Origin of the sequence: Streptomyces sp. NPDC058457 (assembly GCF_042720695.1) — a bacterium.
Classification (GTDB): Bacteria; Actinomycetota; Actinomycetes; order Streptomycetales; family Streptomycetaceae; genus Streptomyces.
Map to the genome: position 1 here is coordinate 26,195 of NZ_JBHXLU010000108.1, position 13,289 is coordinate 39,483.

The following is a 13,289-nucleotide window of genomic DNA, read 5'->3' on the forward strand; positions in this document are numbered from 1 at the left end:
TGGGCCGCGGCCGAGGGCGGGCGGGTGGGGTGGGGCGGTCGACAATGGGCGTATGACGGGATCGGACGAGCGGGCGCGGCACTGGCGGTACGAGGCGTTGCCCGGTGTCGATCTGCTGCGCGCCCGGTACATCCGGAAGACGTTCGTCCGGCACACCCACGAGCACTTCGTGATCGCCGGGATCGCGGACGGGGTCGAGGTCTTCCGGCACCATGGCTCCGACGTGACCGTCGGCGCGGGGGCGCTCGCGCTCGTCAACCCCGACACCGCGCACACCGGCCGGGCCGGCGTGCCCGAGGGCTGGCGGTACGGGGCGGTCTACCCGGCGCCGGACCTCGTGGCGGGGATCGCCGCCGAGACCACCGGGATCCGGGGCACCCCCGCCTTCGTCAGTCCGGTGCTCGACGACCCGTACAGCGTCGCCCTCGTGCACCGGGTGCTGCGCGCCGCCGACGAGGGCAACGCGCTCGCCGCCGACACTCTGCTGAGGGTGGCGATCACTCGGCTGCTGCGGCTGAACGGCGGTCCGCTGCCGCAGCGGCAGGTCCGCACCGCCGGTGCCCGGCTCGCCGCACGCGCGCGTGCCGTGCTGGAGGAGCGGATGGCCGAGCCGCCGACCCTGGAGCAGCTCGCCACCGACCTCGGCACCAGCCCCTTCGCGCTGCTGCGGGCGTTCCGCGACGCCTACGGCATGCCGCCGCACACCTGGCTGACCGATGCCCGGGTGCGCCGCGCACGGCTGCTGCTGGACGCGGGCACGACGCCCGCCGAGGCGGCCGTCGCCGTGGGCTTCACCGACCAGCCGCACCTCAACCGGCACTTCGCCCGGATCGTCGGCGTCCCGCCGGGCGCCTACCAGCGCGAGCGCAAGAACGTACAAGACGCCCGGGACGGCCGCCCGTAACGTCCTGGGCGTGGCACAACAGACAGCACTCGCAGACATACGCGACGAAGGCGGGCCGAAGCCCGACTCCGCCGTCGTCCGGGACGCCCTCGGGGTCGGGGTCGCCGTGGGACTGTCCGGGTTCGCCTTCGGGGTGACCTCGGCCGGCAGCGGGCTCGGCCTGCTCCAGACCTGCGCGCTCAGCCTCCTGGTGTTCACCGGAGCCTCCCAGTTCGCCCTGGTGGGCGCGCTCGCGGCCGGCGGCAACCCGCTCACCGCGGCGGCCGGTGCCTTCTTCCTGGGGGTGCGCAACGCGTTCTACGGGCTGCGCCTCTCGCAGGCACTGGTCCTCCCGCGCGCGGTGCGGCCGTTCGCCGCCCAGTGGGTGATCGACGAGACCACCGCGGTCACCCTGGCCCAGCCGACGCGGCGCGCCGCCCGGATCGGCTTCACCGTCACCGGGCTCAGCCTGTACGTGCTGTGGAACCTCACCACCCTGCTCGGCGCGCTCGGCGCCAAGGCCGTAGGGAACACCGACGCCTGGGGCCTGGACGCGGCCGGACCCGCCGTCTTCCTGGCCCTGCTCGCCCCCATGCTGAAGACCACGACCGACCGCGCGGTCGCCGCCCTCGCGGTGCTGCTGGGGCTCGGCCTGCTGCCCGTGCTGCCGGCCGGAGTGCCGGTCCTGGTGGCCGCGCTGGCGGCACCGGCCGCCCTGTTCGTCTCGGGCCGCCGGACCGGCCGCGACCGTACCCGCGACGAGGCACCCGAGGAGCCCCGGTGAACTTCTGGATCGCGATCGGCGCGACCGCCCTCGGCTGCTATGCCGTCAAACTCGCCGGACTGCTGGTGCCCGCGGGCGTGCTGGAGCGGCCGATGGTGCGACGGCTGGCCGCCCTGCTGCCCGTGGCCCTGCTCGCGGCCCTCACGGCCCAGCAGACGTTCGCCGACGGGCACACGCTCGTGCTGGACGCCCGGGCCGCGGGGCTCGGGGCGGCCGCCGTGGCGCTGGTGCTGCGCGCGCCCTTCCTGGTCGTCGTCGGAGTCGCCGTGCTGGTCACGGCTGGACTGCGTGCCGTCACCGGCTGAGACTTCCGCCACCCGGCTTCGGTGTCCTGGTTTCCGTCACCCCACGAGACGGCCGTACGCCCGGAGCGTGTGCAGGGCCTCGATCGTCACCATGGGGCGGGCCTCCAGGGCGGCGGCCGGCGTCCACCGGCGCCAGCGGATCGGCCAGCCGCCGTCCGCCTCCTGTTCGGCGGTGAGGAAGTCGAGCGAGCGGGTCATCTCCTCGTCGGTGAACCACGTGCGCGCGAGCGATTCCGGAGACTTCGCGAAGTCGTGCGGGAAGTGGTGCTCGCGTGGGGCGTAGCCGGGTGCGACCGGGTACGCGTCGCGGTGCTCCGGGTCCAGCGCCGCCAGGCGCTGCTCGCGCACCATGCGGCCCAGCCGGTCGGCGGCCGCCTCGGCGCGCGAGCGGTCGGGCACCGTGTCCAGGAAGGCGACCGCCGCCTCGACCTCGTAGGGGTGCGACTTCTCCAGGTAGTCGATCGCCTGCCAGCAGAAGTCGGTGGCCCGGAACAGCCACGCGTGCCAGACCTCGTTGCGGTGCAGCAGGCCCACCACCGGACCGGTGGCGAGGAGCTCGCTGGGAGGGTTGTCGACGACCGGGACGAACGGCGCCGCCGGATAGCCGCGCTGGCTCGGACGGACCGCCGGCAGTGCCCCGTCCGCCGTGGAGGCGGCCGTCAGATAGCGGCACACGCGCTCCACCCGCTGCCCGCCGCACCGCTCGACGGCGTCCAGGACCCGCAGCGCCCGCCCGGTGTGCAGCGGCTGGCTCACCGGGCCGCGCAGATCGGGCTCCAGCGCGTGTCCGTAGCCGCCGTCCTCGTTGCGGTAGGCGTCCAGCGCCGTCTCCACCGGATCGGGGCCGCCGCCCAGGAAGTGGTACGAGAAGAGGCGCTGCTCCAGCACGCGCGCGGTGAGCCACATGAACTGTTCGGCGCGGAAGAGCGGGGAGTGCGCCGGGGGCGTAGGGGGGAGCGGGGAAGCTCCGGTTTCGGCCATGCGAAAGACCGTAGGGCGGAAAGCGGTCTCGGCAAGCGCTCCCGGGCAGGGCCCACTCTCAGGGGCGGGATACTGGTTTCATGCGGTTGACGGTCTTCTGGCAGCGGATGGCGGATCACTTCGGTTCCGGGTACGCCGACACCTTCGCGCGCGATCATGTGATGACGGAGCTCGGCGGGCTGACGGTGCACGAGGCGCTGGACTCCGGCTGGGCGGCCAAGGACGTGTGGCGTGTGGTCTGCACGGTCATGAACGTTCCGGGGGAGAGGCACTGACCGTGCACGAAGATCGGACATGGGCCACGCGTTGTCAGTGGCGTGGGCGAGACTTGCACCGTGGCATCCACTGACGACGACGGGCGTAGCGCCCAGAACGCATCCCCGGTCGACACCGTCGACCCGGTCGATACGACGCCGCGCGCCGCATCCCCGGCCGCCGGCGCCGCGGTGGCGGGCGCCCGCATGCCGCGCTGGCTGCCGCGCGCCATGGTGCTGGCACTCGCCCTCGTCGCCGCCTTCCAGCTGGGCAGCTGGGCCTTCCACCAGCTCACCGGCCTGCTGATCAACATCCTCATCGCGTTCTTCCTGGCGCTCGCCATCGAGCCCGCGGTGAGCTGGATGGCGTCTCGCGGCCTGCGCCGCGGCTTCGCGACCTTCCTGGTCTTCCTCGGCCTGGCGATCGCCGTCGCGGGCTTCGTCACCCTGCTCGGCTCGATGCTGGCCGGACAGATCAACAAGATCGTCGAAGACTTCCCGGACTACCTGGACTCGGTCATCAACTGGGTCAACGAGACCTTCCACAGCCACGTGAGACGGGTCGACGTCCAGGAGGGCCTGCTGCACTCCGACTGGCTGCGCAAGTACGCGCAGAACAGCGCGGCCGGCGTGCTCGACGTCTCCGGGCAGGTGCTCGGCGGCCTGTTCCAGCTGCTGACGATCACCCTGTTCGCCTTCTACTTCGCCGCCGACGGCCCGCGGCTGCGCCGCACCCTGTGCTCCGTGCTACCGCCCGCCCGCCAGGCCGAGGTGCTGCGCGCCTGGGAGATCGCCGTCGACAAGACCGGCGGCTACCTGTACTCGCGCGGTGTGATGGCGCTGATCTCCGGCATCGCCCACTACATCCTGCTGGAGGCCCTGGGTGTGCCGTACGCGCCCGTGCTGGGCGTCTGGGTGGGGCTGGTCTCGCAGTTCATCCCCACCATCGGCACCTATCTCGCGGGTGCCCTGCCGATGCTGATCGCGTTCACCGTGAACCCCCTGTACGCGGTGTGGGTGCTGGTGTTCGTCGTGATCTACCAGCAGTTCGAGAACTACATGCTCCAGCCCAAGCTGACCTCCAAGTCGGTCGACATCCACCCGGCGGTCGCCTTCGGCTCGGTCATCGCGGGCACCGCGCTCCTCGGCGCGGTCGGCGCGCTGATCGCCATCCCGGCGGTCGCCACCCTCCAGGCGTTCCTGAGCGCCTATGTGAAGCGCTACGACGTCACCGACGACCCGCGGGTGCACGGGCACCGCCGACGCGGCACGGGCGGCCTCGGGCTGCTCGCGCGCGTGCGGCGGCTGATATGGCAGCGGCCGGCCGAGGAGCCCGAGGAAGGCTCGGCCTGACAGACGCCGTGATCAACGACGGTGACGGCCGCCGTGACCGACAACGGTGGCGGTCTCCGTGTCGGGCAACGGCCGCCGCTACCGGTAGGCGAGCACCGCCCACACCCCGGCCGCGGCCACCGCGGCCGCGTAGCAGCCCACCGCCGCGGCCACGGCCCGCCACCTGGCCTGTTCGCTCCAGGAGGTGCGGGACAGCAGCCAGGCCAGCGCCGGCAGCACCAGTACCGCGTGCAGACCGACCCCGTGCAGCGGCTTGAGCGGGGCCGTCGATTCGTACGCCGCCTCCTGGTGGCCGGTCCGGACGAGCACCACCCCGCGCGCGATCATCGCCGCTCCCGAGACCAGCGCCACGAGCAGGACCGCGAACCCGGAGCGCACCGCGAGCGCCATGCCCACGGGACCGGTCGGCCGCTGCCGGAAGGACGCCACCGCGAAGACGGTGAGCAGCACCACCAGGACCCCGCCGCCCACCGCGAGCGTCATCGACACCGCCGTGTCGAAAGGCGTCTCCATGTCGAGGTGCGAAGGCACCCGGCGCCACGCCTGAAGGGTGATCCCGCCCACCTCCACCACACAGTCGGCGGCGAACACGAGCAGCAGTACGGTCCGCAGCCGCTCCCCGATCCGCAGATACGAGGTGACCCAGGTGACCGCGATCAGCGTCAGCCCGAAGGAGAGCCCGAACGTGACGGGCTTGCGCCAGGAGACCGGGCCGTACCAGGGGCCGCCGTCCACCGCGAACACCACCACATGCAGCAGGCCGGAGAGGACGAGGAGCGCACCGGTCGTGTGACAGAGACGCTCGGCGGGGCGCACCCCGGTCAGCGGGTTCGCCGGTGGCCTTCGGGGCGGACTCTTCAGGGAGGAGGGCATGCGCCCAGCCTCCCGGGGCCCGTCCGCGTGGTCGTCGTCCGGCCGAAGACACCCGCCGTACGCCTTGAGGAGTAGGGGGATGCGGGGGGTCAGGAGAGCGTGGCGGCCGGCGGGGTCCACCGCCGGGTGCGGGGTACGGCGCCCGGGACGCCGTAGTCCTTCCTGAGGTGTTCGGGGATGGCGTAGTGCATGACGCGGCCACGGGTGAGCGAGGACAGTTCGAGGACGGTGGTGAGGTGGCCGAGACGGTCCAGGGCCCAGGCGCCCAGCGGGGAGCGGTCCTCGATGGTCTCCAGGACGCCGAGGAGGTGCGGTACGGCCTTGACGACGGTGTCCCACGGGGTGCGCGGCACCTCCAGCCAGTCGGCGCAGGTGTCGCCGACCAGATGGCGGATCAGGGCCGAGACGACCGGATCGAAGAAGGTGCCGGGGACGACCTCCTCGTAGAGGTCGATGAGCTGCCGGGTCAGGACCGCGCCCTCCTCGGAGGGGCCCATGTACCGGACCATGTACAGGTCGAGGAAGGCGCGCGCCTCGTCGAGGGTCTTCGGGACGGCATCCTGGTCGACGCCCAGCATGGCGCCCACCACCCGCCACGCGTAGTAGTACGCCTCCGCGCCCTCCGTGGACAGATGGATGCCCAGCCGGTGCAGGCTGTCGAGGACCAGCAGGGAGAAGAACATCTGCCCGCCGATCATGTCCTCCTGGCAGATCGGCGTGCCGAGCGCCTCGGTGTCCCAGTGGTTCTCGCGCTTGAGGTGGTGCCGGATGGAGGCGTGCAGCAGGCGCACCTTCTGGGCGGCCGGGATGAAGCGGCTGCCGGCCTCGAACGCGTCGGGCTGCATGAGGTAGACGGTGAACTGACCGGTCTCCGCCATGCGCTTGGACGGGTACCTCAGCCCGTGGGTGGCGGACAGCAGCTTCGCCACGCGCGGGACGACGTAACAGGCGGGCATGGAGGCGAAGGACAGCGCGGTCGAGATGTGCACGTTGTTGTCGATGAAGAACAGCCGGGCCTTCTCCATCTCGCCCCAGTCCACCCAGGACGGCGGCACCCGGGTGGCCTCCAGGTACTCCCGCGCGACGTCGGGCAGCCCGTCCGGCAGGGGCGCGCCGGCGGTGGAGACATGGCGCATCAGGGTGTTGAACGTGCCCACCTCCCCACGCTCGAAGAGTGCGGCGACCGTGGCGTCGGCGAGTTCGTCACCGGAGTGCCGCAGGGTGTCCATCGAGGCCTCGGTGTGGGTCACGGCAGGGCTCCTTGTCATCGCGGGTGTCGTCCGGGCCACCGGGTGTCAGGGCAGCCGGGGTGTCAGGACAGGCGGACCGCCGCCGAGTGGGCCAGCGCGGTCAGGGCGCCGGCGGCGGGGGCCGGTACGTCCAGTCCGTGGAGGGCGTCGAGCGCTTCCGCGACCCGTGCGCCGATCATGTGCTCGATCCGGTCGGGCGCCCCGAGCCGGCACATGACCTCGCGGACCGCGTCCAGGCCGTCCGCGTCCAGATCACGGCTGCCGAGCAACGCGCCCAGCCGCTCCCGGTCGTCGTCGCGGGCGAGGCGCCAGGTCTCCGCGAGCAGGGCGGTGGGCCGGTGGCCGCGTACGTCGTCGGCGTTGGCCTTGCCGGTGTGCTCCGGTGCCCCGAACAGGCCGAGCAGGTCGTCGCGCAACTGGAAGGCCTCGCCCAGCGGCAGCCCGTACCCGGAGTACCCCTCGCGCAGCCGCTCACCGGCCCCGGCCAGGGCGCCGCCGATCAACAGGGGCTGCTCGACGGTGTACTTCGCGGTCTTGTAGCGGATCACCTTCAGCGAGGCCGTGGTGTCCGGACCGGCTCCGGTGCGCAGGATCTCCAGGCACTCGCCCGCGATCAGCTCCCGCGCCAGCACCGACCACAGGGGACGGGCCCGGGCGAGGTAGGCGGCGGGCAGCCCGCAGGTCGCGAACAGCTGACCGGCCAGTGACATCAGCAGATCGCCCACGAGCATCGCCAGCCACCGCGCGGTGTCGTCGGCGTGCGGACGGTCCCGTACGGCGGCACGCAGGGCGAGGTGCGGGGTGGGGCGCCCGTGCCGCAGCGGGCTGTCGTCGATGAGGTCGTCGTGTACGACGGCGGCGGCGTGCACGAGTTCCATGGAGGCCGCCGCCCGCACCAGCGCGTCGCTGTCCGGCTGGCCCACCGCACGCCAGCCCCAGTAGCAGAACGCCGCCCGCAGCCGTTTGCCGTCCGCGACCGCCGCCTCCAGCTGCTCGGCCACCGGGCCCAGGAGCGGGTCGACCGCCGCGAACAGGTCGGCCTCCTGGGCGACGAACCGGCGCAGTACCTCGTCGACGCGGTCCTTGAAGGCGCCCGGTTCCCACCGGTCAGTCATCGCCGGCGGTCCGTCGGGCGAGGGCGTGCCGGGCGAGGGCGTGCCGGGCGAGGACCTCCAGATGGGCCGGGGGCACGGTCGCGTACCGGTCCAGGACCAGGCGCCCCCGCGCGGTCAGGTCGTGCTCGGCCTCCGCCGCCAGCGCGCCGGCGTCCGAGCGGCGCAGCAGCCCCCGTAACGTCCCGAAGGCGGTGCCCACCGTGCTCACCGCCAGATCGGCCAGCCCCGCCGCCAGCAGCACGGCCTGTTCGTCCAGACCGCGTCGTCCCGTCTCACGTGTCATGCGCTCTCCCACCCACGGCACACAGGGCGGCGCCGCTCCCCGGCCGCCTCTTCGAGCATCGCGGCAGGACGGGCGCGGGCATGCAGAAACTCACGATCGGGTGAACGCCCTGCCGGGTGGTGCGGATCGCCGTGCCGCGGTCCGGCTTCCCCGCTGCCGCCCCCAGCCCGCCGCGCGCTCCCGCCCGTGTGCCGCGTACGCCCGATTCCCGAGCGCCGCCCGTCCCCGCCTCGTGCGCCTTGCGTACCCGCCCCGTGCGCCCCGGCTCCGTCTCCCGAGCGGTGGGTGAGCACCCTGTGGGGAAGTGGCGGGAGTACCGAGTGGTGCGCTTGACACGAAAATCGAACATCCATTCTTATGGAGGTTCCGGCGAGGCTCCCGGTGGGGATTTCAGCGGCAGTTCGACACGTTTTCGGGAGAGAAGTACCCGAGTTGTCCACAGGCCGAACCGGCGTCGGGGCGCATTGTCAGTGGCAGGCGTTAGCGTCTTTGACGTGAAGCGATCGACTCAAGCAAACCGGGTGGAACCCATGGCAGGAACCGACCGCGAGAAGGCGCTCGACGCCGCGCTCGCACAGATTGAACGGCAATTCGGCAAGGGCGCGGTCATGCGCATGGGCGACCGGACGAAGGAGCCCATCGAGGTCATCTCGACCGGGTCGACCGCGCTCGACGTCGCCCTGGGTGTCGGTGGCCTGCCGCGCGGCCGGGTCGTGGAGATCTACGGACCGGAGTCCTCCGGTAAGACGACCCTGACCCTGCACGCCGTGGCCAACGCGCAGAAGGCGGGCGGTCAGGTCGCGTTCGTGGACGCGGAGCACGCCCTCGACCCCGAGTACGCGCAGAAGCTCGGCGTCGACATCGACAACCTGATCCTCTCCCAGCCCGACAACGGCGAGCAGGCCCTGGAGATCGTGGACATGCTGGTCCGCTCCGGCGCCCTCGACCTCATCGTCATCGACTCCGTCGCCGCGCTCGTCCCGCGCGCGGAGATCGAGGGCGAAATGGGCGACAGCCACGTCGGTCTCCAGGCCCGCCTGATGAGCCAGGCGCTGCGGAAGATCACCAGCGCGCTCAACCAGTCCAAGACCACCGCGATCTTCATCAACCAGCTCCGCGAGAAGATCGGCGTGATGTTCGGCTCCCCGGAGACCACGACCGGTGGCCGCGCGCTGAAGTTCTACGCCTCGGTGCGACTCGACATCCGCCGCATCGAGACCCTGAAGGACGGCACCGAGGCGGTCGGCAACCGCACCCGGGTCAAGGTCGTCAAGAACAAGGTCGCGCCGCCCTTCAAGCAGGCCGAGTTCGACATCCTCTACGGCCACGGCATCAGTCGCGAGGGCGGCCTGATCGACATGGGCGTGGAGAACGGCTTCGTCCGCAAGGCCGGTGCCTGGTACACGTACGAGGGCGACCAGCTCGGCCAGGGCAAGGAGAACGCGCGCAACTTCCTCAAGGACAACCCCGACCTGGCCAACGAGATCGAGAAGAAGATCAAGGAGAAGCTGGGCGTCGGCGTGCGCCCGGAGCAGCCCGCCGCCGAGCCGGGCGCGGACGCGGCGGTCACCACCGCGGCCACCGACGACGCGGCGAAGACGGTGCCCGCCCCGGCCGCCGCCAAGGCCACCAAGCCCAAGGCCGCCACCGCCAAGAGCTGACGCCGTGACACGACGAACCGACTGGGCCGACCACGAGTACACGTCCCCCGGTGCCCCACGGGGGAGGGGCACCGGGGGCGACCCGGGCTCCGCCGGGGACGGTGACGAGGCCTACGGCACGGGCGGTGGCATCTACGGAGGCGGCACAGACGAGGGCGGCACGTACCGGGGCGACGGTTCACACGACGGCCCGGGCGGCCCCCGCGGGCACGGGTCACCCGGCCGTGGCCCGCGGAAGCCCGGGACGCGCCGTCGGCGTGGCTTCGGGGAGCCGTCCGGTGAGGACGGGGGTTCCCCCTCCTCGTCGAGGGCCGAGCAGGGGGAACCTCCAGCGGACCCGGCTGAGCGGGCGCGGGCGATCTGTCTGCGCCTGCTCACCGGGACCGCGCGCACCCGGAAACAGCTCGCGGACGCCCTGCACAAGCGGGAGATCCCGGACGACGTCGCCGAGGAGGTGCTGTCGCGGTTCGAGGAGGTCGGACTGATCAACGACAGCGCGTTCGCCGACGCCTGGGTGGAGTCAAGGCACCACGGCCGGGGACTGGCCCGGCGCGCACTCGCCCAGGAACTGCGCACCAAGGGCGTCGAGTCGGCGCTCATCGACGAGGCCGTCGCCCAGCTCGACTCCGAGCAGGAGGAGGAGACGGCCCGCGAACTCGTCGCCCGCAAGCTCCGCTCCACCCGGGGCCTCGACCGCGACAAACGCATCCGCCGGCTCGCCGGCATGCTCGCCCGCAAGGGGTACTCCGAGGGCATGGCCCTACGGGTCGTCCGGCGCGCCCTGGAGGAGGAGGGCGAGGACACGGAATTCCTGGAGAGCGGGGACTTCTGACGGGGCGACAGCCTCGCAGGGGGTGGGGTTAACCCCCCGCCAAGACACCGGAACACCGCAGTGCCCGGGGACCTCCGCGTGGACGACGGTGTACGCCATGATGCTGCGCTACGCCCTCAAGACCGTCCGCGCCCGCAAAGCCGGTTTCCTCGGCGCCTTCCTCGCCCTGCTCTGCGCGGCCGCCCTGATCTCCGCCTGCGGCACCCTCCTCGACACCGGCCTGCGCGGCACGATCCGCACCGAGCGCTACGCGGCGACCCCGGTCGTGGTCTCCGCCGACCAGTACGTCCACCGGACCACCGTCAAGCACAAGAAGGGCAAGACCAAGGTCAAGCACAAGGCGAAACCCATCGCCGAGCGCGCCTGGCTGCCGGCCGGGCTGGAGGCCGGACTCGCCCGTACGCCCGGCGTCGCCCGGATCGTGCCCGAACTGACCTTCCTCGCCCAGCCGCTGACCCCGGCCGGCACCGGCGGCCCTACCGCCTACGGGCACGCCTGGGAGTCCGCAGCGCTCACCCCGTACCACCTGGTCACCGGCACCGCGCCCCGGGCCGCCACCGACCTGGTCGTCGACCGGGACCTGGCCGTACGCGCCCGTCTGCGACCCGGCTCCACACTCACCGTGCAGTCGACACAGGCCCCGCGTGCCTACCGGATCACCGGAATCGCCGCCCCGGCCACGGACGTAAGCCACCAGACGGCCCTCTTCTTCTCCGCCGCCGAGGCCCGCAGGCTGGCCGCGCACCCCGGGCAGGTAACCGCGTTCGGCGTGCTGCCGACGCACGGCACCGACCCGGAGCGGCTGAAGCAGGACGTGACGCGGGCACTGCGCGGTACCACCGCCCAGGTCTCCACCGGGGACGCCCGTGGCCCCGTCGAGTTCCTGGACGCGGCCGCCGCCCGGGTCCGGCTGGTCAGCATGGGCGGCGCCATGGGCGGAACCTCGCTGCTCGTGGCGGTCCTGGTGGTCGTCGGCACCTTCGCGCTCACCGTCCAGCAGCGTCACCGCGAACTCGCCCTGCTGCGCGCCATCGCCGCCACACCGGGACAGATCCGCCGCCTGCTCGGCCGCGAGGCCCTGATCATCGGCGCGGTCGCCGGTACGCTCGGCGCACTCCTCGGCCTGCCGCTGGGTGCTTGGCTGCACACCAGGTTCGTCGCACTCGGCGCCGTACCCGCCGCGCTTCAGCACACCACCGGTGTCGTCCCGCCCCTCGCCGCGCTCGCCGCGACCCTGGCCGGCGCCTGGGCGGCCGCCCGTATCGCCTCCCGGCGCATCACCCGGATCCGGCCGACCGAGGCGCTCGCCGAGTCCCGCGTCGAGCCTGCCCGGCCGGCCTGGGGCAGGATCGCCGCCGGTCTGCTGCTGCTCGCCGGTGGAGTCGTCCTCGTCGTGCTGCTCACCTCCCTGCGTACCGAACCCGCCTCGACCCCCGTCACCTTCCTCGCCGTCGTGGTCCTCGCCACCTCTGTCGCCTTGCTCGGTCCGCTGCTCGTCAGGGCGGCCGCGCTGCTGCTCGCCGGCCCGCTGCGGCTCACCGGTCACGGCGGTCGGCTCGCCACCGCCAACGTGCGTGGCAATGCCGCCCGGATGGCCTCTGTCGTCACCCCCCTCACCCTGCTCATCGGCATGACCTGCACCGTGCTGTTCGTCCAGTCCACCCTCGACGCCGCCGCCCGCGCCCAGGTCCGCGCCGGGGTCACCGCCGACTGGGTCGTCGCCGCCCGGGGACCGGGCGTTCCGGCCGAAGCGGCACAGCGGTTGCGGGCGCACCGCGACGCCGTCACCGAAGTGGTCCGCACGACCGTCCGCATCGGACTCGACAAGTACCCGGCGCAGGGCGTCACCCCCGAGGGCCTCACCCGCACCTGGGACCCCGAGGTCACCGCCGGCTCCCTCGACCGGCTCACCGACCGCACCGTCGCCGTCAGCGAACTGGCCGCCGATCAGCACCACCTGAAGCCCGGCAGCACCCTGGCACTCACCCTCGGCGACGGCACGCCCGCCACACTCACCGTCGCCGCCGTCTACGCCCGGGGTCTTGGCTTCGGTGACCTCACCTTCGCCCACGACCTCGTCTCGCATCACGTGGACAACCCGCTCGCCTCCTCCGTCCTCGTCAGCACCGCCCGTACACAAGCAGAACTCGCGACTACCCTCCGTGAGTTCCCCGGGCTCCGGATCCTTTCGCCGGCCGCCGTCGACTCCCTCCGGGCCAACCGGCAGCAGACCAACGCCGAGGTCAACTACCTGGCCATGGGGCTGGTCCTCGCCTTCACCGCCATCGCCGTCGTGAACACGCTCGCCATGTCGGTCGCCGACCGCGTCCGGGAGTTCGCGCTGCTCAGGCTGGTCGGCGCCACTCGCCGCCAGGTGCTGCGGATGCTGCGCACCGAGGTGCTGTCCGTGCTGACACTCGCCACGGCACTCGGCAGCGGCATCGCGCTCGCCGTACTGACCGCGTTCAGTATCGGCATGACGGGCCGCGCCGCGCCGACGGTCACGCCGTTGCTTTACGTGACCGTCGTGGCGACCGCCGCGCTGCTCGCGCTGGTGGCCGCGGCCCTTCCCGGACGGGTGGCGCTGCGGGTGCCGGCGGTGACGGCGGCGACGGCGAAGGACTAGTAGTGCTTGGTCAGGTTGATATGGGCTCTGGCATGTCGCGGTGACAGGTGGGGCAGGCGCCGGTCCAGACCGCGAGGAGTAACTGCAGT

The 13,289-nt window shown here is 72.6% G+C and carries 12 protein-coding genes and 1 pseudogene; 8 read left to right on the plus strand and 5 right to left on the minus strand.

The features are described 5' to 3' along the window. Positions 1-52: 52 nt before the first annotated feature. The 3 genes and pseudogenes from ACFWPS_RS46685 to ACFWPS_RS46695 form a co-directional block, all read left to right on the plus strand. Positions 53-886: pseudogene (locus tag ACFWPS_RS46685) on the plus strand (AraC family transcriptional regulator); the annotation flags it as partial. Positions 887-914: 28 nt separating this feature from the next. Further along, complete coding sequence (locus ACFWPS_RS46690) at positions 915-1,667, plus strand: AzlC family ABC transporter permease (RefSeq protein ID WP_383718398.1); 753 nt, start codon at positions 915-917, stop codon at positions 1,665-1,667. Then, a complete protein-coding gene (locus ACFWPS_RS46695) occupies positions 1,664-1,972 on the plus strand; it encodes an AzlD domain-containing protein (RefSeq protein ID WP_383718401.1) in 309 nt (102 codons plus the stop codon). Before ACFWPS_RS46690 ends, ACFWPS_RS46695 begins: the two co-directional genes overlap by 4 nt. A 36-nt stretch (positions 1,973-2,008) precedes the next feature. Here the strand turns inward: ACFWPS_RS46695 and ACFWPS_RS46700 are convergent, their stop codons facing one another. Next, a complete protein-coding gene (locus tag ACFWPS_RS46700; RefSeq protein ID WP_383718403.1) occupies positions 2,009-2,953 on the minus strand; it encodes a hypothetical protein in 945 nt (314 codons plus the stop codon). 80 nt (positions 2,954-3,033) lie between these two features. Between ACFWPS_RS46700 and ACFWPS_RS46705 the strand changes: the two genes are divergently transcribed. Continuing rightward, entirely contained in the window at positions 3,034-3,228 is a 195-nt protein-coding gene (locus ACFWPS_RS46705; protein WP_383718406.1) for a DUF3046 domain-containing protein, read from the plus strand. A 60-nt stretch (positions 3,229-3,288) separates the two neighbouring features. Continuing rightward, the gene (locus ACFWPS_RS46710; protein ID WP_383718409.1) at positions 3,289-4,560 is read left to right on the plus strand and encodes an AI-2E family transporter; all 1,272 of its coding nucleotides are present in this window, start codon (positions 3,289-3,291) and stop codon (positions 4,558-4,560) included. Between the two features lie 78 nt (positions 4,561-4,638). Here the strand turns inward: ACFWPS_RS46710 and ACFWPS_RS46715 are convergent, their stop codons facing one another. The 4 genes from ACFWPS_RS46715 to ACFWPS_RS46730 form a co-directional block, all read right to left on the minus strand. Continuing rightward, positions 4,639-5,433 (minus strand): hypothetical protein, encoded by a 795-nt coding sequence (locus ACFWPS_RS46715; protein ID WP_383718411.1) that lies wholly within the window; start codon positions 5,431-5,433, stop codon positions 4,639-4,641. 89 nt (positions 5,434-5,522) lie between these two features. Then, entirely contained in the window at positions 5,523-6,683 is a 1,161-nt protein-coding gene (locus ACFWPS_RS46720) for an oxygenase MpaB family protein (protein WP_383718413.1), read from the minus strand. A gap of 62 nt (positions 6,684-6,745) precedes the next feature. Then, positions 6,746-7,798, minus strand: coding sequence for a polyprenyl synthetase family protein (locus ACFWPS_RS46725; protein WP_383718416.1), 1,053 nt, complete (start codon positions 7,796-7,798; stop codon positions 6,746-6,748). Then, a complete protein-coding gene (locus ACFWPS_RS46730) occupies positions 7,791-8,081 on the minus strand; it encodes a polyprenyl synthetase (protein WP_383718419.1) in 291 nt (96 codons plus the stop codon). The genes ACFWPS_RS46725 and ACFWPS_RS46730 overlap by 8 nt, the downstream gene beginning before the upstream one ends. A gap of 530 nt (positions 8,082-8,611) precedes the next feature. On the opposite strand from ACFWPS_RS46730, the gene recA reads away from it, so the two are divergent. From recA to ACFWPS_RS46745, 3 genes are all read left to right on the plus strand, one after another. Continuing rightward, complete coding sequence (gene recA, locus ACFWPS_RS46735) at positions 8,612-9,742, plus strand: recombinase RecA (protein WP_383718422.1); 1,131 nt, start codon at positions 8,612-8,614, stop codon at positions 9,740-9,742. Positions 9,743-9,746: 4 nt separating this feature from the next. After that, entirely contained in the window at positions 9,747-10,574 is an 828-nt protein-coding gene (recX, locus tag ACFWPS_RS46740; RefSeq protein ID WP_383718424.1) for a recombination regulator RecX, read from the plus strand. Positions 10,575-10,671: 97 nt separating this feature from the next. Then, positions 10,672-13,200 (plus strand): ABC transporter permease, encoded by a 2,529-nt coding sequence (locus ACFWPS_RS46745; protein WP_383718426.1) that lies wholly within the window; start codon positions 10,672-10,674, stop codon positions 13,198-13,200. The last annotated feature ends 89 nt before the right edge of the window (positions 13,201-13,289 follow it).